The following is a 16,237-nucleotide window of genomic DNA, read 5'->3' on the forward strand; positions in this document are numbered from 1 at the left end:
CCTAGACGGCCCGCGTCGCAACCTCCAGCCATGCGCGGGCGGCGTCCGAGACCCGCGGCCCGATCAGCGCGCGCACTTCGGCATGGTAGGCGTTGAGCCAGCCGCGCTCCCCCTCGCTGAGCGCGGCGGTGTCCACCAGACGCAGGTCGATGGGCGCGAAGGTCAGGGTGCGGAATGCCAGCATCTTGCGATGATCATCGCCGCCGGGCAGGGCGGGCGCCTCCTCGACCACCACGAGGTTCTCGATCCGGATGCCGAAGGCGCCTTCGCGGTAGTAGCCCGGCTCGTTCGACAGGATCATGCCGACCTCCAGCGGCACGTCGGAAACGCGCGAAAGCCGCTGCGGTCCTTCATGAACGCAAAGGAACGCGCCGACCCCGTGTCCGGTGCCGTGGTCGAAGTCCTGCCCGGCGAGCCAGAGGTTGTAGCGCGCGAGGCTGTCGAGATGCGCGCCCGCCACGCCGCGCGGCCAGCGCAGGCGGGATATCGCGATCATCCCCTGAAGGACGCGCGTGAAACAGGACCGCACGTCCGGGTCCACCAGCCCGACCGAGACGGTGCGGGTGATGTCGGTCGTGCCGTCAAGGTACTGCCCACCGGAGTCGATGACGACGATCTGGCCAGGCTCGATCGGGCGGTCGCTGTCCTCGGTCACACGGTAATGCATGATCGCGCCGTTTGGCCCGGTGCCGCAGATCGTCTCGAAGCTGATGTCCTCCAGCGCGTTGGTGGCACGGCGGAACTCTTCCAGCGCCCGCACCGCGGCGATCTCGGTCAGGGCGCCCTTGGGGGCCTCCTGGTCGAACCACGCCAGGAACTCCACCATCGCGGCGCCGTCGCGCAGATGCGCCTCGGCCATGCCGGCGACCTCGGCGGCGTTCTTGCGCGCTTTGGGCATGATGCAGGGATCCTGTCCCCAGGACAGCGCGATGCTCGCCGAGGCCAGTTCCTGCGACACGGCGAGCGGCGCGGTCGCCCGGTCGACCCGCACGGGGCCCGCCAAGGTGCGCAGCGCGGGCGCAAAGGCCTCTGGCGGGCGGATGGTGATGTCTGGGCCCAGATGCTCGCGCACGGCGTCCGAGAGTTTCTCCTTCGCGGTGAAAAGCGTGACATGGCCGCCCGCGTCGAGGATGGCGAAGGCATGAACGACGGGGTTGCGCGGGATGTCGCCCCCACGGATGTTCAGCAGCCAGGAAATCGAGTCCGGCAGCGTCAGCACCGCCGCCGCCTGGCCCGCGCGGGACAATTCCTTGCCCAGCCGCGCACGCTTGTCGGCCGAGCTTTCGCCCGCGAAGTCCAGCGGGTGAATGCGGGTCGCCCCCAGCGGCGGTGCGGGCTGGTCCGGCCAGACAGCGTCAACGAAATTCACGCTTTCACAAAGCTCTATGCCGCTTCCTTCGAGCGCGGTGCGAAGATCCTCGACCTCCTTCGCGGTGTGCAGCCAGGGGTCGAAACCGACACGCCCTCCAGAGGGCAACATCTCTTTCAGCCAGTCGGCGGGTTTCACCTCGGGCCAGGGAACGGGGGTGAAATGCGCCAGGTCCACCTGCGCCTTCACCTGGGTCCGGTAGCGTCCGTCGATGAAGACCCCGGCGATTTCGGGCAGCACGATGCAGAAGCCGGCGGAGCCCGTGAAGCCGGTCAGCCAGGCCAGGCGTTCGTCATGGGGGGCGACGTATTCGCCCTGATGGACATCGGCGCGGGGCACCAGAAAGCCGCTGAACCCGACGCCTGACAGGGCCTCGCGCAGCGCAGCCAGACGAGAAGGCCCCTGTTCGGGGCGGGCGTTGGTGTGAAAGGTCTGGAACATCGCGCACTCCTTCGGGGTTCAGGACTTTGTGACTCGCTTCGCGGCCGAACGCCAGCACCCGCACGTCCCATTTTGTGCCCGGGGCGAACGGTGCTAGGCTGATCCATGGACTTCGCGGGGGTAGAACGGCAGGAATGGCGCAAGGGCGCCGTGGCCGCGCACTATGCCAGCCATTTTGCGCGGGCGGCAGAGCAATGCGTGCCAGCCTTTGTCGAACGGGTGGGCGGGCCCTGCCGCGCGCTCGACCTTTGCTGTGGCCACGCCATCGTTGCCCGCGGCCTCTTGGACCGGGGCTGTCAGGTGACGGCGGCCGATTTCTCCCCGGCGATGCTGGACCTGGCGCGCGAGCGGGTGCCCGAGGCGAACCTGGTCGAGGCTGACGCGATGGAACTGCCCTTCGCGGACGAGGAGTTCGACGCCATTACCATCGGCTTCGGCATCCCGCATGTGCCTGACCCCGTGCGGGTCCTGCGCGAATGCGCGCGGGTGCTGCGGCCCGACGGCGTGCTGGTCTACAGCGTCTGGCATGGGCCCGAACGCGAAAGCGTCCTGACGGCGGTCTTCGAGGCCATCATGCAGTTCGGAGATCCGGGCATCGCGCTGCCGCCGGGGCCAGGGGCGCATGACTATGCCCAGCCGGAAATCGCCGTCCCGTCGCTGGCGGCGGCGGGCTTCGCCGCGCCGGAGTTTCAGACCGTCCCGAGTATCTGGACGCTCGATGAACCCGACGCGCCGGCGCGTCTCTTCGAACAGGGGACGGCGCGTGGCGGCTATCTTCTGCGCCAGCAGAGCGACCGGGCGCGGCGCGCGATCCGGGCGGCGGTCGCGCGATGGGTGGCCGGGCATTGCGGGGAGGGGCCGCCCTGGCGCGTCCCCATCCCCGCAGCGCTGGTGAGCGCGCGCAGGCTTTAGCTGGCCTTGCGAATGCCCATCACCCGCGCCCGCGCACGGGGGTCGCTATCGAAAAGGCTCGCCAACTGCTCGGTCATCGCACCGGCAAGTTGCTCCACATCCGTGATGGTCACCGCGCGCTGGTAGTAGCGGGTGACGTCATGCCCGATGCCGATGGCGATCAGTTCGACGGCCTTGCGCTTCTCGACCATCGCGATCACGTCGCGCAGGTGCTTTTCGAGGTAGTTGGCGGAGTTGACCGAGAGTGTCGAGTCATCCACCGGCGCCCCGTCGGAAATCACCATCAGGATCTTGCGCTGTTCGGGGCGCTGGATCATGCGGCGGTGCGCCCATTCCAGCGCCTCGCCGTCGATGTTTTCCTTCAAGAGCCCCTCCTTCATCATCAGGCCCAGGTTCGACCGGACCCGCCGCCAAGGGGCGTCAGCGCCCTTGTAGATGATGTGACGCAGGTCGTTCAGGCGGCCCGGCTGTGGCGGGCGGCCCTGCGCCAGCCAGCGTTCGCGCGACTGCCCGCCTTTCCAGGCGCGGGTGGTGAAGCCAAGGATCTCCACCTTGACCTGGCAGCGTTCGAGCGTGCGTGCCAGAACGTCGGCGCAGATCGCCGCGATCGAGATCGGGCGGCCGCGCATCGAGCCGGAATTGTCCAGAAGCAGCGTCACGCAGGTGTCGCGGAACTCCGTGTCCTTCTCGATCTTGAACGAGAGCGGAGTCGTGGGGTTCGCGACCACGCGGGCAAGGCGGCCGGCGTCCAGGATCCCTTCCTCAAGGTCGAATTCCCAGCTACGGTTCTGCTGTGCCTGAAGGCGGCGCTGGAGCTTGTTGGCCAGCCGGCTGACGGCGCCCTTCAGGGGCTCAAGCTGCTGGTCCAGATAGGCGCGCAGCCGTTCAAGCTCGGCCGGTTCGGCAAGCTCCTCCGCCTTGATTTCCTCATCGAAATCAGTCGTATAGACGGAGTAGTTAGGGTCCGCGTCGGAATAGGGGGCGGGCTGCGGCGGCTCAAGCGGCGCGTCGCTTTCGGGAAGCTCCGCTTCCTCGCCCTCTTCCATGTCGGGCGCCTCGTCCATCATCACCTTGGACTCGGTCGTGTCCTGGGTGTCCTCCTGGCTTTGGTCGGGTTCGGCCTCGGCCTCTTCGCTTTCGTTTTCCTCCTGGCCTTCGGAGGTGTCGGGCTGTTCCTCCGCCTCGTCGCCTTCGCCCTCATCCTCGTCCTGAAGGTCGGGATCCTCGCCCAGCTGGTCGCCGTAGCCCAGGTCCTTGATCACCTGCCGCGCGAGGCGGGCGAAGGCGGCCTGGTCGGCCAGGACGTCATTCACATGATCAAGCGTGCCGCCGGCCTGTTCCTCGATGAAGGGCCGCCAGAGTTCCATCACATTTCCCGCCCCGCCGGGCATCGGGCGGCCCGTGGCCAGATGGCGCACCAGGTAGCCCGCCGCCTGGGCAAGGGGCGCGTCCTGGGCCGAACGGATCTGGGAATAGCCCTTGCGCTCGGCCTCATGCGCGATCTTGGCATCGATGTTGCCAAGGGTGCCCGGCATGGCGCGGGCGCCCACCGCCTCGCAGCGCGCGGTTTCCATCGCCTCGTAGAGGTCGCGCGCCATCTGGCCGGTCGGGTTGTATTTCGCGGCCACGTCCGCGTCGTGATGCCGGCGCCGAAGCGCAAGCGCATCGGCGGTGCCGCGGGCGATCAAGACCTCGTCCCGCGTCATGCGGCGCGAGACCTGCGGCAGGCGCATCGCGTCCGCCGTCATCCCCGGAGGATCGACCGAATAGGTGACCGTCAGGTCAGGGGCGTCGGCGAGTGTCTTCGTCGCGTCGGCGAGCGCCTTCTTGAACGGGTCGGCGGGGTTGTCGTTGCGTTGGGTCATGCGTTGCCCCGCAATTTATGCGCTTGAATCGTCTCGGAAACCAATGCCGGGTTCGACTGAGCCATGTATCGGATATGTACCGATGAAGCTCTGCTCAGGTCCAGATGCGCGTCGAGTATGGCGGGTTTTTCCCACTGTTGGGCGATCACAGCGACAGGAGTACCGTCAACTTCCATTACCCAAGTTGCCTGACCGCCCGCGATATTGGCGAGGTATCTGGAGCTTTGAATTTGCGCAGCCAAAGCCATGGTCGTCGTATTTGCAGACAAGTCCAGATTTGTCAGGTGCGGTGCATCAATGTCATCTCCGGCACAAACGCTATCGCGCGTAAGTTCCAACGAGATGGTGTGATCGCTCATCACCGAATGCTCTGGCTCGCCGCACTTTCCGGCAGTTCCTCGTCGAAGCAGCGCTGGTAGAACTCGGCCACCGTCTTGCGCTCCAGCTCGTCGCATTTGTTGAGGAAGGTCAGCCGGAAGGCGTATCCCACGTTGCGGAAGATCTCGGCGTTCCAGGCCCAGTTGATCACGGTCCGCGGGCTCATGACGGTCGAAAGGTCGCCGTTCATGAAGGCAGTCCGGGTCAGGTCGGCGACGGTGACCATCTGGCCGATGGTCTTGCGGCCCTTCTCGCTGTTGTAATGCGGCGCCTTGCCGAGGACGATCGCGGCCTCTGCATCGTGGGAAAGGTAGTTCAGCGTTGCCACCAGAGACCAGCGGTCCATCTGCGCCTGGTTGATCTGCTGCACGCCGTGGTAAAGCCCGGTCGTGTCGCCCAGGCCCACGGTGTTCGCGGTCGCGAACAGCCGGAAGGACGGGTTCGGCGTGATGATCTCGTTCTGGTCCAGCAGCGTAAGCTTGCCGTCATGTTCCAGCACGCGCTGGATCACGAACATCACGTCCGCGCGGCCGGCGTCGTATTCGTCGAAGACGATGGCGACGGGATTGCGCAACGCCCAGGGCAGGATGCCCTCATGGAACTCCGTCACCTGCTTGCCGTCGCGCAGCTTGATCGCGTCCTTGCCGATTAGGTCGATCCGGCTGATGTGGCTGTCGAGGTTGACGCGCACGCAAGGCCAGTTGAGTCGCGCCGCCACCTGCTCGATATGCGTCGATTTCCCGGTGCCGTGATAGCCCTGGATCATGACCCGGCGGTTGTAGGCGAAGCCCGCGAGGATAGCGAGCGTGGTGTCGGGGTCGAACTTGTAGGTATGGTCGATCTCGGGCACGCGGTCGCTGCGCTCGGCGAAGCCCTTCACCTTCATCTCGGTGTCGATCCCGAAGACCTCGCGGACAGAGATCTCTTCGGTGGGTTTCGCGGTCGTATCCAGCATCGTCTTGCCCATTCTGACTAAAGGCCCCAAGGCGGGCGGGGCCGCCCCCGCGATTGATGGAGCATATCGCGGGGGCGTGCAAGGGCGGGGGGCGAATTCTGCCTGCCAGATCGCGACAAACGATGGGTCCAGCACGGTGCGGTCGGCGGGACCGCCGCCCAGGCGGGATCACGCGATTGGGAACGGGCGGGGACAACCTTTTACCCGCAGGCGCGCCCTGAAGGTGCATGATAGGGTCTGCAAGACGTCGATGGCGGAGAATGGAATGATCAGACGCAGACAGGTTCTTTCGATGGCCGGTGCGGGGCTCGCCGCGCTCATCCCCTTGCGCCCGCGCGCCGAGGAGGTTTTCGAGATCACGCGATCCGAGGCGGAATGGCGCCGCCTGCTGACGCCCGCCCAGTTCGAGGTCCTGCGCGAGGAGGCGACCGAACGCGCCTTCACCAGCCCGCTCAACGACGAGCATCGCGAAGGCACCTTCCATTGCGCGGGCTGCGACCTGCCGCTCTATTCCTCCGCGACCAAGTACGACAGCGGCACCGGCTGGCCTTCGTTCTGGGAACCGCTGCCCAACGCCGTCGCCACGCGTGCGGACTGGGGGATCTTCGGCCGCCGGACCGAGGTTCATTGCCGCCGCTGCGGCGGGCACCTGGGCCATGTCTTCGACGACGGACCGAAACCGACGGGCAAACGCTACTGCATGAACGGCGTCGCGCTCACCTTCCGCGCCGCCTGACCGCCCCCCGTTTCTTCATTGCCGAAATACCCCGGGGGTGCGGGGGCAGGGCCCCCGCCGCCGCCCGATCGGCGCCTCAATCCTTGAAGTTGCGGCTGTCCTTGATCTGGTCCCAGGCCCAGACGACCTCCTGCAAGCGTTCCTCGTCAGAGCGGTCGCCGCCGTTCATGTCCGGATGAAGATCCTTGACCAGGCTCTTGTATTGTTTTCGAATTTCAACCTTCGTCCAGCTGTCCTTGGCTTCGAGGATCTCGATCGCGCGCCGCTCGGTCGGGGGGAGCTTGCGTCCGGCGCCACGTCCGGGGTTCTGCGTCGCGTTCGCCCCCAGCAGTTCCATCGGATCGGCGATGCCGAGACGCGACCAGGCGCGATCCTCTCCGTCGCGCTTGCCGAAGGGCTTGGTCTCACGCCCCCACACGCGGTCATTGTCGAGGAACTTCTCGAACTCGTCCTCGCTCGATCCCTGGAAGAAATTCCACTTGAGATTGTATTCGCGCACATGATCACGGCAGAACCAGTAATAGTCGTCCAGATTGTCCGGCGACTTGGGTGCGCGGTACTGTCCGGCCTCACGGCAGCCGGAATGGTCGCAGCCGCGCGTCGACGTCTCAAAGGCGCCGGACATGCCGCGCTTGGTCTTGGCGCGCCGTTTCTTGTCCGACGCGGCCGAGATGTCGAATCCGAAGGGGTCGTTCCTGCTCATCCTGCCTTCCGAAACCTGGCTTTCCGACTCGGGGGACCGAGTTTAGGGCTTTTGGCCGGGCGTGGAAGGGGCAGACGCGAAAAAATGCGTGATCGGTGCGCTTGGCCTTCGGAAGAGCGCAGGGTTGCGGGCGCTAGTCCTGCGGCGCGGGCAGCCCGGGCAGGCACATCGCCGGCGGGCGCCGCCGCCCCCCGTCGGGGTTCAGCACACGCACGCGGCGCGGCAGGACCGCCCTTGCCCGCCAGCCGTCACCGCCATCGCTGGGCCCCGGACCGATCAGCAGGGGGACATGCGCGCGAATATCCGTCGGCCGCCGGAAGACCATGAAGCTTTCCAGCCGCCTGCGCGCCCTTCCGAGCCAGCCACGCGACATCACCGGACGCTCTTCGATGCCGACGTATTCCCAACCGGCGTCGATCATCAGGTCAATCTCGCGCCCGGCCAGCGCAGATTCCGCCTTGCCACCCTTGCCACGGCCCGTGGGCTTGGGGGCCTGAAAATACTTGAACTCGTACATAAGGATCACCGCTTAACAACACGGAAATCATGCAGGGCGTGTGGAAGGCGTGCAAGGCCGTGTGGGATGCGGGACCTGTCTGTCGCGCGGAGGTCGAGTTCGAATTTTTAATTTAAATCAACTGCTTTCATGCCTGTATTAAGGCTTGTAGCGGCCGTCGCGCCGCACATTAATTTCAACTTCGGGGCGAAAGCCTCGATTGACCGTTCATCCCTGGTGACAAATCGTGCGCGGTCGCCCGCACTGTTGACGGGCAACCCGCGAACCCGCGTCGGGCGTCTTCAGCCCTCGCCCTTGGTGACTTTCGGTTCCTTCCGATCAAGCACCAGCGGTTCCCAGGCTGGGGAGCCTTCGGGCGCCCGGGTGGCGGAGATCGACGGCCGGGCGGCCTCTGACGGGGCCGTGGCGGCGGTTTCGACCAGCGGGCGGCGGAAGATCATCAGGGTCTGGTGGACCGTCACCGAACGGCGGGCCAGACCAACCTTGTCCTCGCGCGTGAAGGTATCGCTGCGTACATAGTCCCAACCGTCACGGCCCAGCCGGTTCATCATCTGGACGATCGCATGGGCATAGCGTTCGTCCGCCGTCCGGGCGCCCGGCGCCTTTTCGCCCTTCTCGGGCAGGGGAACGGCCTTGTACTCATAGCGTTGCATCGACGGTCTCCAATCAGGCCGAGGCAGGATAGACCGATTCTGGGGCGGGTTGCATCACCGTGCCGGAACGCGCGGCGCGAACCGGGGGAAGCGTGCAACAGGCGCGGGCGCTTCGCAGGTGCGGCGCTGGCCGCCCTTGCCAGTTGCGCGCCGCCGGAGGTCAATGGGCGCGAACGAAACAAGGGGGCAGTGATGGCGACCGGTTTCTACTACGATGAACGCTGCATGTGGCACTCGCAGGGCGAACATGCGCTCTACCTGCCGGTCGGCGGCTGTGTGGAGCCGCCATCGAACCCGATCCATGTGGAAAACGGCTTCACCAAGCGGCGGTTCAGGAACCTGGTGGAGGTCTCGGGCCTGATGGCGCGGCTTGAGGTCGCAAGCGCGCCGCCCGCCCTGCGCGCCGACCTGGAGCGGGTGCATCCCGCCTCCTACCTCGACCGGTTCAAGGCGCTTTCCGACGCGGGCGGCGGCGACATGGGGGAGGATGCGCGGTTTAGCCCGGGCGGGTACGAGATCGCGGCCCTGGCTGCGGGGCTCGTCATCCGCGGCGTGGCCGACGTGATGTCGGGCGCGGTTGCCAACGCCTATGTCCTGACGCGCCCGCCGGGGCACCACTGCCTGCCCGGCAAGGGCATGGGCTTCTGCCTTCTGGCCAATATCCCCGTGGCGCTTGAGGCGCTGCGCGCGCGCCTTGGGCCCGTCCGTGTCGCCGTCGTGGACTGGGACGTCCACCACGGCAACGGGACCGAGGCCATCTACTATGACCGCGACGACACGCTGACGATCTCGCTCCACCAGGAGGCTTGCTATCCAATCGACAGCGGCCGGGCGGGCGACCGGGGGCGCGGGCCGGGGGAGGGGTTCAACTTGAACGTCCCGCTTCTGCCCGGCGGCGGGCACCGCGCCTATCTTGATGCGATGGAGGTGCTGGTGGTGCCCGCGCTACGCGCCTTCCGGCCTGACCTGATCGTGGTCGCCAGCGGGCTGGACGCAAGCGGCGTCGATCCGCTGGCGCGGATGCTCGCCCATTCCGACACCTTCCGCGAGATGACGCGCATCCTGATGGCAGAGGCCGGCACGCTTTGCGGTGGGCGCCTCGTTGCCGCGCATGAGGGCGGCTATTCCGAGCTTTATGTGCCCTTCTGCGGCCTCGCCATCATGGAGGAACTGGCCGGTCACAGGACTGGCGTCGAGGACCCGCTTCTGGCGTCGCTGGTCGGAAACCAGCCGGCGGCCGACATGGCGGCCTTCCAGCGCGCACGGCTGGAGGCGCAGGCGCGCGATGTCTTCGGCTGAAGGCGGGACGGAATGCCGCTTGTCGGACGAATTGCAGTGTCGGGGCGCCTATGCGTTTTGCTGACCCGGGTTGGTCAGATCCCTTCGCTCGTTTGCGCCTTAGGGGCCAGGCGCAATCGGCGGATTCGATCCTTGAGGCGTCCTTCGCTTGGCGCAGCCGTCAGGACTGTATCCGGTAGGCCTTGGCCATTACGCGCCACGCGCCTTCGTGTTTGAGCATCGTCAAGATGGTGTCGAAGCGCATCCCCGCCCAATCGTCCTCGACATGGGCGACGGCGATATCGCCGTGGATGGAGATGTTGCGGACCTCCCACCAGGCCTTGGCCGATGGGTCGGCCGCCTCCTCGCACATGCGGATGAAATCGTCGCGCGCGTTCCAGAGCAGTTCGCCTTGGAAGTGGCCGACCTCGCAAGCCTTCTCGAAAAACACCCGCTCCAACTCGGCGCGGTCGCCGGATGTCATGGCGGTCGCGTAAACGCGCACAACCTCGGTTATCGCGGCGATGTCGGCTGAATTGGTCACGGTGCCATATTCCTTCCGTTTCGGGGCGGACGCGCCGCATCACCCGTTCTTCAGGTCAAGACTTGCATCAGCGCAGTCTGCACACCATGAGGTGCGCAAATCAACTGCTAGAGCCATGAGCCGCTGACTGAAACGTCAATGGTCGTTCGTCAAAAGGCGCCCGCCGGACGGTCATGCGGGCGGGGCCGCGATCAAAGCGGGCGTGAAGCGCGCCTTGCAAGCTCGCGGCTCGCGCCTGAGACCCGGCGCGGTCAGAGGCCGAGCTTCTTGGCCACCAGTTCGTTGACGGTCGCGGGGTTGGCCTTGCCGCCCGTGGCCTTCAACACCTGACCGACGAACCAGCCCGCGAGCTTCGGGTTAGCCTTGGCCTTTTCGACCTGCGCCGGGTTCTGGGCGATGACCTCGTCCACGGCGGCCTCGATGGCGCCGGTGTCGGTGACCTGCTTCATGCCGCGCGCGGCCGCGACCTCGGCGGGGTCGGCGCCCTTTTCCTCGGTCCAGAGGATCTCAAACAGATCCTTGGCCATCTTGCCGGAAATCTCGCCCTTGGCCATCAGGTCCAGGACGCCGCCAAGCTGGGCCGCCGACAGCGGGCTTTCGGCGATCGACAGCCCTTCCTTGTTGAGCCGTCCGAACAGCTCGTTGATGACCCAGTTCGCGGCCTGCTTGCCGTCGCGGCCCTTGGCCACGGCTTCGAAGAAGGCGGCGTTTTCCACCTCGGCGGTCAACACGCTCGCGTCGTATTCGGTCACGCCGTAGTCGGTGACGAAGCGCGCCTTCTTCTCGTCCGGCAGTTCCGGCATCGAACCGGCGATGTCGTCAACCCAGGCCTGCTCGATCTCAAGCGGCAGGAGGTCGGGGCAGGGGAAGTAGCGGTAATCATGCGCCTCTTCCTTCGACCGCATGGAGCGCGTCTCGCCCTTGTCGGGGTCATAGAGTCGCGTTTCCTGCACGATCTTGCCGCCGTCCTCGATGATCGCGATCTGGCGGCGCGCCTCGTATTCGATGGCGGCCTGGATGAAGCGCATGGAGTTCATGTTCTTGATCTCGCAGCGCGTGCCCAGGACCGAGTGGTCGCCGGTGGCCTGGAACTTCTCGTAATCACCCGGCTTGCAGACCGAGACGTTCACGTCCGCGCGCAGGTTCCCGTTCTGCATGTTGCCGTCGCATGTGCCGAGGTAGCGCATGATCTGGCGCAGCTTCGCGACATAGGCCGCCGCTTCCTCCGGCCCGCGGATGTCCGGGCGGCTGACGATCTCCATCAGCGCGACGCCGGTGCGGTTGAGGTCCACGAAGGACATGTTGGGGTCAAGGTCATGGATCGACTTGCCCGCGTCCTGTTCCAAGTGGATGCGTTCGATCCGGACGCGGCGGGCGATGCCGGGGCCCATGTCCACGATCACTTCACCCTCGCCCACGATCGGGTGGTAAAGCTGGGAAATCTGGTAGCCCTGCGGCAGGTCGGGGTAGAAGTAGTTCTTGCGGTCGAAGGCCGAGCGCAGGTTGATCGCGGCCTTCAGGCCCAGCCCGGTGCGGACCGCCTGCGCCACGCAGAATTCGTTGATGACTGGCAGCATGCCCGGCATCGCCGCATCCACGAAGGAAACGTTGGAATTCGGCTCCGCCCCGAACTCGGTCGAGGCGCCGGAGAAGAGCTTCGCCCTAGAGGCGACCTGGGCATGCACCTCGAGGCCGATCACCAGTTCCCAATCGGATTTCGCACCAGCGATCACCTTGGGTTTCGGGGCTTCAAAGGTCAGGTCGAGCATGCCGGGGTCCTTCCACTGTCCGCGCGCTTTCTAGGGCAGGGGCGCGCGCCAGACAAGGCGCAACGGCGCGGTTCCGTGCGCCTCGCTGCCAGGCGGGCCGTGGCGGCGCGGGGTAAGGCTGGGCGGAAAGGGGCCGGTTGCGCCGGGCGCGGGCGGCGAATCTCCGCCGATGCCGAAATCGCACGCTTGCGCAAGAGGGGCGGATGCGGAACAGGAAACTTCGCCGGACGCCGTGGGCCGGTTCATCTGGGCAGGCCGATGCCGAAAGCTTTGGGACTTGTGGCCGCAGCCGCCGCGCTGTCGATGCTGACGGGATGCGTCACGCCGCAGTCCACCATGGGCGCGATGCAGTTGCCGCCGATGCGCTGGGACCACCTGCCCGAGGGGGAGGAATGGACGGTTTCGACCCTTCGCGCGCTGAGCGACGATGGCGCCGCGCTGGCCGAGACGGTTCCGCAGGACATCGACACCTTTTGCCCCGGCTACAGTACTGCGGGTCCCGAGGATCGCCGCGCCTTCTGGGCCGGGCTTCTCTCGGCGCTGGCCAAGCACGAAAGCACCTGGAACCCCGAGGCGCGTGGCGGCGGCGGGCGCTGGATCGGGCTTCTGCAGATCGCACCGCGCACCGCGCGCGCCTATGACTGCGATGCCTCCGACCGCGAGGGGCTTCAGGACGGTTCGGCGAACCTTGCCTGCGCTGTGCGGATCGCCGCGACGCAGGTCGCGCGCGACGATGCGATCGTCAGCGACGGCTCGGGCGGCTGGCGCGGGATCGCGCGCGACTGGGCGCCGATGCGCGCCAGTTCCAAGCGCGACGACATCGCGGCCTGGACGCGCAGCCAGAGCTACTGCCAGTAAGTCTACCCTCAGATCAGGATCGGCAGGCCGAGCTCCGCGAACTCCGCGACCAGCCGCCGGGTTCCGAAGCGTTCCGCGCCCGGCAGCGACAGCCGGTCGCCTGAGCGCAGGTTCAAAATGCAGCGCGTATCGTCGTCGACGGTCTGGAAAATGGTGACGCTCGCGACCTCCGCCAGCGCGATCCGGCGGCGATAGCGGCCCTCGAAGACCTCAAGCGCGGAGCGGGAAAGCCGGAAACCATGGATGGAGTTGTCGGCGATCCGCCAAAGCACCACCCCGACGAAGGCGACCGCTAGCAGTTGGTGAAGCGGCGGCAGGCCGAGGCTGTGGATCAGGTAGGCCGAGGCCATGGCGGCGCCCAGGGCGAAATAGCGGGCAGGGGTGCGCGATTGGTCGCGGTATTCGAAAGTATCGCTCAACATGGTCACAATTTACTCGTTACGCCGACGGTCAACGGGACCGCCTGGCACGAGATTGGACCGGCGCGCGCGCTCAGCAAAGCAAAGCCCTGCGGCAGGGTGCGGTTTCGGTCGTAACGGGAAACTGTCTTGCGGCGGGGGTGGGGATTGTCTGCGGTTCGTGGCGATCGGATGGGGCCGGTCGAGTCGCTGGCGGGCTGGGTCCGCGCTGTGTCGGAACCCAGCCCCACCGGAACTCAGGCGCCGAGGATCCTTCCGGTCATTTCCGACAGGTCGCGGCTGAGGCCCGGCGTCGCGCGTATGCGCTCAAGCTCCGCCGCCACCAGTGCCCGCCGGTCGGCGTCATAGCGCGCCCAGGTCTCGAAGGCTGTGGACAGGCGCGCCGCGATCTGTGGGTTCAGCGCGTCGAGCCTGAGGAGCCAGTCGGCATAGAACCGATAGGCCGCGCCGGAGGCCGCATGGAAGCCCGCATGGTTCGCGGCAAGCCCGCCCAGAAGCGCACGGGCGCGGTTCGGGTTCTTCCAGTCGAAATCGGGATGGGCGGCAAGCCGTTCGGCGACCTCCGCCGCGCGCTCCGGGGCGGCGTGCACGACCTGGAGCATGAACCACTTGTCGATCACCAGCCGGTTTTCCTTCCAGCGGGCATGGAAGGCGGCCAGCGCCGGCTCTGCCCGATCAGCCTCGATCAGGCACGCAAGCGCGGCGGCGCTTTCGGTCATGTTGGTCGCGCGCTCGAACAGCGCCGCCGCCCGCGCGCCCCCGTCGATGCGGTTCAGGAGCGCGAGTGCGGCGACGCGCAGCGCGCGCCGCCCGGCCGCGGCGGCATCGGGCGAGAATGGCCCCGCGTCGGCCAGCGCCTCGTAGGTCTGCGCCAGCGGGCCCTCGAAGCGGGTAGCGATGGCGCGGGCCAGATCTTCTCGCGCGGCGTGGATGCGGTCGGGGTCGGGGCTGCGCCCGGCCTCGGCCAGGGTCTGCGCCAGATCGTCCTCGGACGGAAGACGCAGGCAAAGCGCGCGGAACGCGGGGTCCAGCGCCTCGTCCGCCAGGAGCCGCCCGAGGGCCGACAGATAGTCCTCCGAAGGCGCCGCGTCCTCGGTCACCATGCGTACCAGCACGTCCTTGGCCAGCGCGCGCCCCGCTTCCCACCGGTTGAAGGGATCGGTGTCATGGGCCAGAAGGAAGGCGCGTTCCGCCGCCAGGGCGGCGCGCTCCAGCACCACCGGGGCCGAGAATCCGCGCAGGATCGAGGCGACGGGGCGGCTTGCCAGCCCCTCGAAGGCAAAGCTCTGGGTGGCCTCGGTCATCTCCAGCACCGTCGTCGGCACGACCTCGTCCCCGTTCGGGTTCAGAAGGCCCACCGCGACCGGGATGACGCGGGGGGGCTTGATGTCCTGTCCCGGCGTCGGCGGTGTCACTTGCGTGAAGGTCAGGGTGAAGGTGCCGCCCCCGGCGCCGGGCGCCCAGTCCTCCGCCACCGTAAGGCGCGGGGTCCCGGCGTCGGTGTACCAGCGCCGGAACTGGGTCAGGTCGCGGCCCGTCGCATCCTCGAACACCTTGAGCCAGTCCTCGATGGTCGCGGCCTCGCCATCGTGGCGCTCGAAGTAAAGGTCGAGCGCCCGGGCGTAGCCGTCATCGCCCACCAGACGCTTCAGCATCCCGATGACCTCGGCGCCCTTTTCGTACACGGTCGCGGTGTAGAAGTTGTTGATCTCCACGAAGTGGTCGGGCCGCGGCGGGTGGGCAAGCGGCCCCATATCCTCGCGGAACTGGCGGGCGCGCAGGGTCAGCACGTCCTCGATCCGCTTGACGGGCCCCGATCGCATGTCGGAGGTGAACTGCTGGTCGCGGAAGACCGTCAGCCCTTCCTTCAGGCAAAGCTGGAACCAGTCGCGGCAGGTGATGCGGTTGCCCGTCCAGTTGTGGAAATACTCATGCGCGATCACGCCCTCGATCCGTTCGAAGTCGAGGTCGGTCGCGGTCTCGGGGCTGGCGAGGACGAGCTTGGAGTTGAAGATGTTCAGCCCCTTGTTCTCCATCGCGCCCATGTTGAAGTCATCCACCGCGACGATGTTGAAGACATCGAGGTCGTATTCGCGGCCATAGACGTCCTCATCCCACTTCATGGAACGGATCAGGCTGTCCATCGCGAAGGCGCAGCGGTCGAGATCGCCGGGGCGGACCCAGATGTTCAGATCGACCTTGCGGCCCGACCGGGTCGTGAAGCTGTCGGGCAGGTTGACAAGGTTCCCCGCAACCAGGGCAAAAAGATAGGCGGGCTTGGGCCAGGGGTCGTTCCATTCGGCCCAGCCGGCTCCTTTCGCCACCGGATTGCCGTTCGACAACAAAACCGGAAGGTCGCTTTCGATGCGCACCTTGAAGGGCGCCATCACGTCGGGTCGGTCGGGGTAATAGGTGATCTTGCGGAAGCCTTCGGCCTCGCACTGGGTGCAATACATGCCCCCCGACATGTAGAGCCCTTCGAGCGCGGTGTTGCCCTCGGGGTCGATCTCCACCTCCGCCTCCCAAAGGAAGGGGCCGTCGGGCAGGGCGCGCGCGGTGACGGTCAGGCCCTCATCCGTGATCGCCATGGCCTCGGCGGCGACCGGCTTGCCGTCGATCCGGGCAGAGTGCAGACGCAGCTTTTCGCCGTGCAGGAACAGATCGTGACGGCCGGGGCGGGCGGGATTGGGGGCGAATTCGATGCGCGAATGCACGCGCGTGGCCCGGGGCGCGAGGCCGAAGGTCAGGTCCACCCGCGCAATGCGGAACGGGTAGGGCTGATAGTCGCTCAGGTAGATCGTCTGCGGGCTCGCGTCTTTCATCGGGGCACTCCGGCTTCG

15 protein-coding genes are annotated in these 16,237 nt (G+C 66.8%); 4 read left to right on the top strand and 11 right to left on the bottom strand.

Translation table 11 applies throughout. The features are described from left to right. Nucleotide 1: 1 nt before the first annotated feature. Entirely contained in the window at nt 2-1,810 is a 1,809-nt protein-coding gene (locus tag OE647_RS02690; RefSeq protein ID WP_263720101.1) for an aminopeptidase P family protein, read from the bottom strand. Nucleotides 1,811-1,915: 105 nt separating this feature from the next. Here OE647_RS02690 and OE647_RS02695 point away from each other — a divergent pair, with 105 nt between their 5' ends. Continuing rightward, nucleotides 1,916-2,722, top strand: a complete 807-nt coding sequence (locus tag OE647_RS02695; protein WP_263720102.1) for a methyltransferase domain-containing protein — start codon at nt 1,916-1,918, stop codon at nt 2,720-2,722. Here OE647_RS02695 and cobT read toward each other — a convergent pair. Genes cobT through cobS form a run of 3 tightly spaced genes read right to left on the bottom strand, consistent with a single transcriptional unit; the run spans nt 2,719 to nt 5,920 of the window. Beyond that, complete coding sequence (cobT, locus tag OE647_RS02700; RefSeq protein WP_263720103.1) at nt 2,719-4,587, bottom strand: cobaltochelatase subunit CobT; 1,869 nt, start codon at nt 4,585-4,587, stop codon at nt 2,719-2,721. The two genes, OE647_RS02695 and cobT, sit on opposite strands and share 4 nt — an antisense overlap. Continuing rightward, nucleotides 4,584-4,946 carry a hypothetical protein gene (locus OE647_RS02705; protein ID WP_263720104.1) on the bottom strand — a complete coding sequence of 121 codons (363 nt, stop codon included), beginning with the start codon at nt 4,944-4,946 and terminating at the stop codon, nt 4,584-4,586. The genes cobT and OE647_RS02705 overlap by 4 nt, the downstream gene beginning before the upstream one ends. Continuing rightward, entirely contained in the window at nt 4,946-5,920 is a 975-nt protein-coding gene (gene cobS, locus OE647_RS02710; protein WP_412174921.1) for a cobaltochelatase subunit CobS, read from the bottom strand. The genes OE647_RS02705 and cobS overlap by 1 nt, the downstream gene beginning before the upstream one ends. Nucleotides 5,921-6,188: 268 nt before the next feature. On the opposite strand from cobS, the gene msrB reads away from it, so the two are divergent. Continuing rightward, nucleotides 6,189-6,656, top strand: coding sequence for a peptide-methionine (R)-S-oxide reductase MsrB (gene msrB / locus OE647_RS02715; protein WP_263720312.1), 468 nt, complete (start codon nt 6,189-6,191; stop codon nt 6,654-6,656). A 76-nt stretch (nt 6,657-6,732) separates the two neighbouring features. On the opposite strand, the gene OE647_RS02720 is transcribed toward msrB, so the two are convergent. From OE647_RS02720 to OE647_RS02730, 3 genes are all read right to left on the bottom strand, one after another. After that, nucleotides 6,733-7,359, bottom strand: a complete 627-nt coding sequence (locus OE647_RS02720) for a J domain-containing protein (RefSeq protein ID WP_263720106.1) — start codon at nt 7,357-7,359, stop codon at nt 6,733-6,735. Nucleotides 7,360-7,492: 133 nt separating this feature from the next. Continuing rightward, the gene (locus OE647_RS02725; protein ID WP_263720107.1) at nt 7,493-7,876 is read right to left on the bottom strand and encodes a hypothetical protein; all 384 of its coding nucleotides are present in this window, start codon (nt 7,874-7,876) and stop codon (nt 7,493-7,495) included. Between the two features lie 281 nt (nt 7,877-8,157). Beyond that, a complete protein-coding gene (locus OE647_RS02730; protein WP_263720108.1) occupies nt 8,158-8,529 on the bottom strand; it encodes a DUF4177 domain-containing protein in 372 nt (123 codons plus the stop codon). Between the two features lie 192 nt (nt 8,530-8,721). On the opposite strand from OE647_RS02730, the gene OE647_RS02735 reads away from it, so the two are divergent. Beyond that, nucleotides 8,722-9,828, top strand: coding sequence for a class II histone deacetylase (locus tag OE647_RS02735; RefSeq protein ID WP_263720109.1), 1,107 nt, complete (start codon nt 8,722-8,724; stop codon nt 9,826-9,828). 160 nt (nt 9,829-9,988) lie between these two features. On the opposite strand, the gene OE647_RS02740 is transcribed toward OE647_RS02735, so the two are convergent. Together OE647_RS02740 and gatB are read right to left on the bottom strand one after the other, a co-directional pair. Next, a complete protein-coding gene (locus OE647_RS02740) occupies nt 9,989-10,351 on the bottom strand; it encodes a nuclear transport factor 2 family protein (RefSeq protein ID WP_263720110.1) in 363 nt (120 codons plus the stop codon). 251 nt (nt 10,352-10,602) lie between these two features. Continuing rightward, nucleotides 10,603-12,120, bottom strand: a complete 1,518-nt coding sequence (gene gatB / locus OE647_RS02745; protein ID WP_263720111.1) for an Asp-tRNA(Asn)/Glu-tRNA(Gln) amidotransferase subunit GatB — start codon at nt 12,118-12,120, stop codon at nt 10,603-10,605. Between the two features lie 258 nt (nt 12,121-12,378). Here gatB and OE647_RS02750 point away from each other — a divergent pair, with 258 nt between their 5' ends. Continuing rightward, nucleotides 12,379-12,978 carry a transglycosylase SLT domain-containing protein gene (locus OE647_RS02750; protein ID WP_263720112.1) on the top strand — a complete coding sequence of 200 codons (600 nt, stop codon included), beginning with the start codon at nt 12,379-12,381 and terminating at the stop codon, nt 12,976-12,978. A gap of 8 nt (nt 12,979-12,986) precedes the next feature. Here OE647_RS02750 and OE647_RS02755 read toward each other — a convergent pair whose 3' ends face one another. Both OE647_RS02755 and pepN read right to left on the bottom strand, forming a co-directional pair. After that, nucleotides 12,987-13,406: a hypothetical protein gene (locus tag OE647_RS02755; protein ID WP_263720113.1), complete on the bottom strand. Its 420-nt coding sequence runs from the start codon at nt 13,404-13,406 to the stop codon at nt 12,987-12,989. 227 nt (nt 13,407-13,633) lie between these two features. Next, on the bottom strand, nt 13,634-16,219 hold the full coding sequence (gene pepN / locus OE647_RS02760; RefSeq protein ID WP_263720114.1) for an aminopeptidase N: 2,586 nt from the start codon (nt 16,217-16,219) through the stop codon (nt 13,634-13,636). Between the last annotated feature and the right edge of the window lie 18 nt (nt 16,220-16,237).

The organism is Albidovulum sediminicola (assembly GCF_025751575.1).
GTDB classification, from domain to species: domain Bacteria; phylum Pseudomonadota; class Alphaproteobacteria; order Rhodobacterales; family Rhodobacteraceae; genus Albidovulum; species Albidovulum sediminicola.

What these genes read in the sequence shown, in the direction of transcription:
- OE647_RS02690 (WP_263720101.1), bottom strand. Translation starts at nt 1,810, where the DNA reads ATGTTCCAGACCTTTCACACCAACGCCCGCCCCGAACAGGGGCCTTCT.
- OE647_RS02695 (WP_263720102.1), top strand. Translation starts at nt 1,916, where the DNA reads ATGGACTTCGCGGGGGTAGAACGGCAGGAATGGCGCAAGGGCGCCGTG.
- cobT (WP_263720103.1), bottom strand. Translation starts at nt 4,587, where the DNA reads ATGACCCAACGCAACGACAACCCCGCCGACCCGTTCAAGAAGGCGCTC.
- OE647_RS02705 (WP_263720104.1), bottom strand. Translation starts at nt 4,946, where the DNA reads ATGAGCGATCACACCATCTCGTTGGAACTTACGCGCGATAGCGTTTGT.
- cobS (WP_412174921.1), bottom strand. Translation starts at nt 5,920, where the DNA reads ATGCTGGATACGACCGCGAAACCCACCGAAGAGATCTCTGTCCGCGAG.
- OE647_RS02720 (WP_263720106.1), bottom strand. Translation starts at nt 7,359, where the DNA reads ATGAGCAGGAACGACCCCTTCGGATTCGACATCTCGGCCGCGTCGGAC.
- OE647_RS02725 (WP_263720107.1), bottom strand. Translation starts at nt 7,876, where the DNA reads ATGTACGAGTTCAAGTATTTTCAGGCCCCCAAGCCCACGGGCCGTGGC.
- OE647_RS02730 (WP_263720108.1), bottom strand. Translation starts at nt 8,529, where the DNA reads ATGCAACGCTATGAGTACAAGGCCGTTCCCCTGCCCGAGAAGGGCGAA.
- OE647_RS02735 (WP_263720109.1), top strand. Translation starts at nt 8,722, where the DNA reads ATGGCGACCGGTTTCTACTACGATGAACGCTGCATGTGGCACTCGCAG.
- gatB (WP_263720111.1), bottom strand. Translation starts at nt 12,120, where the DNA reads ATGCTCGACCTGACCTTTGAAGCCCCGAAACCCAAGGTGATCGCTGGT.
- OE647_RS02750 (WP_263720112.1), top strand. Translation starts at nt 12,379, where the DNA reads ATGCCGAAAGCTTTGGGACTTGTGGCCGCAGCCGCCGCGCTGTCGATG.
- pepN (WP_263720114.1), bottom strand. Translation starts at nt 16,219, where the DNA reads ATGAAAGACGCGAGCCCGCAGACGATCTACCTGAGCGACTATCAGCCC.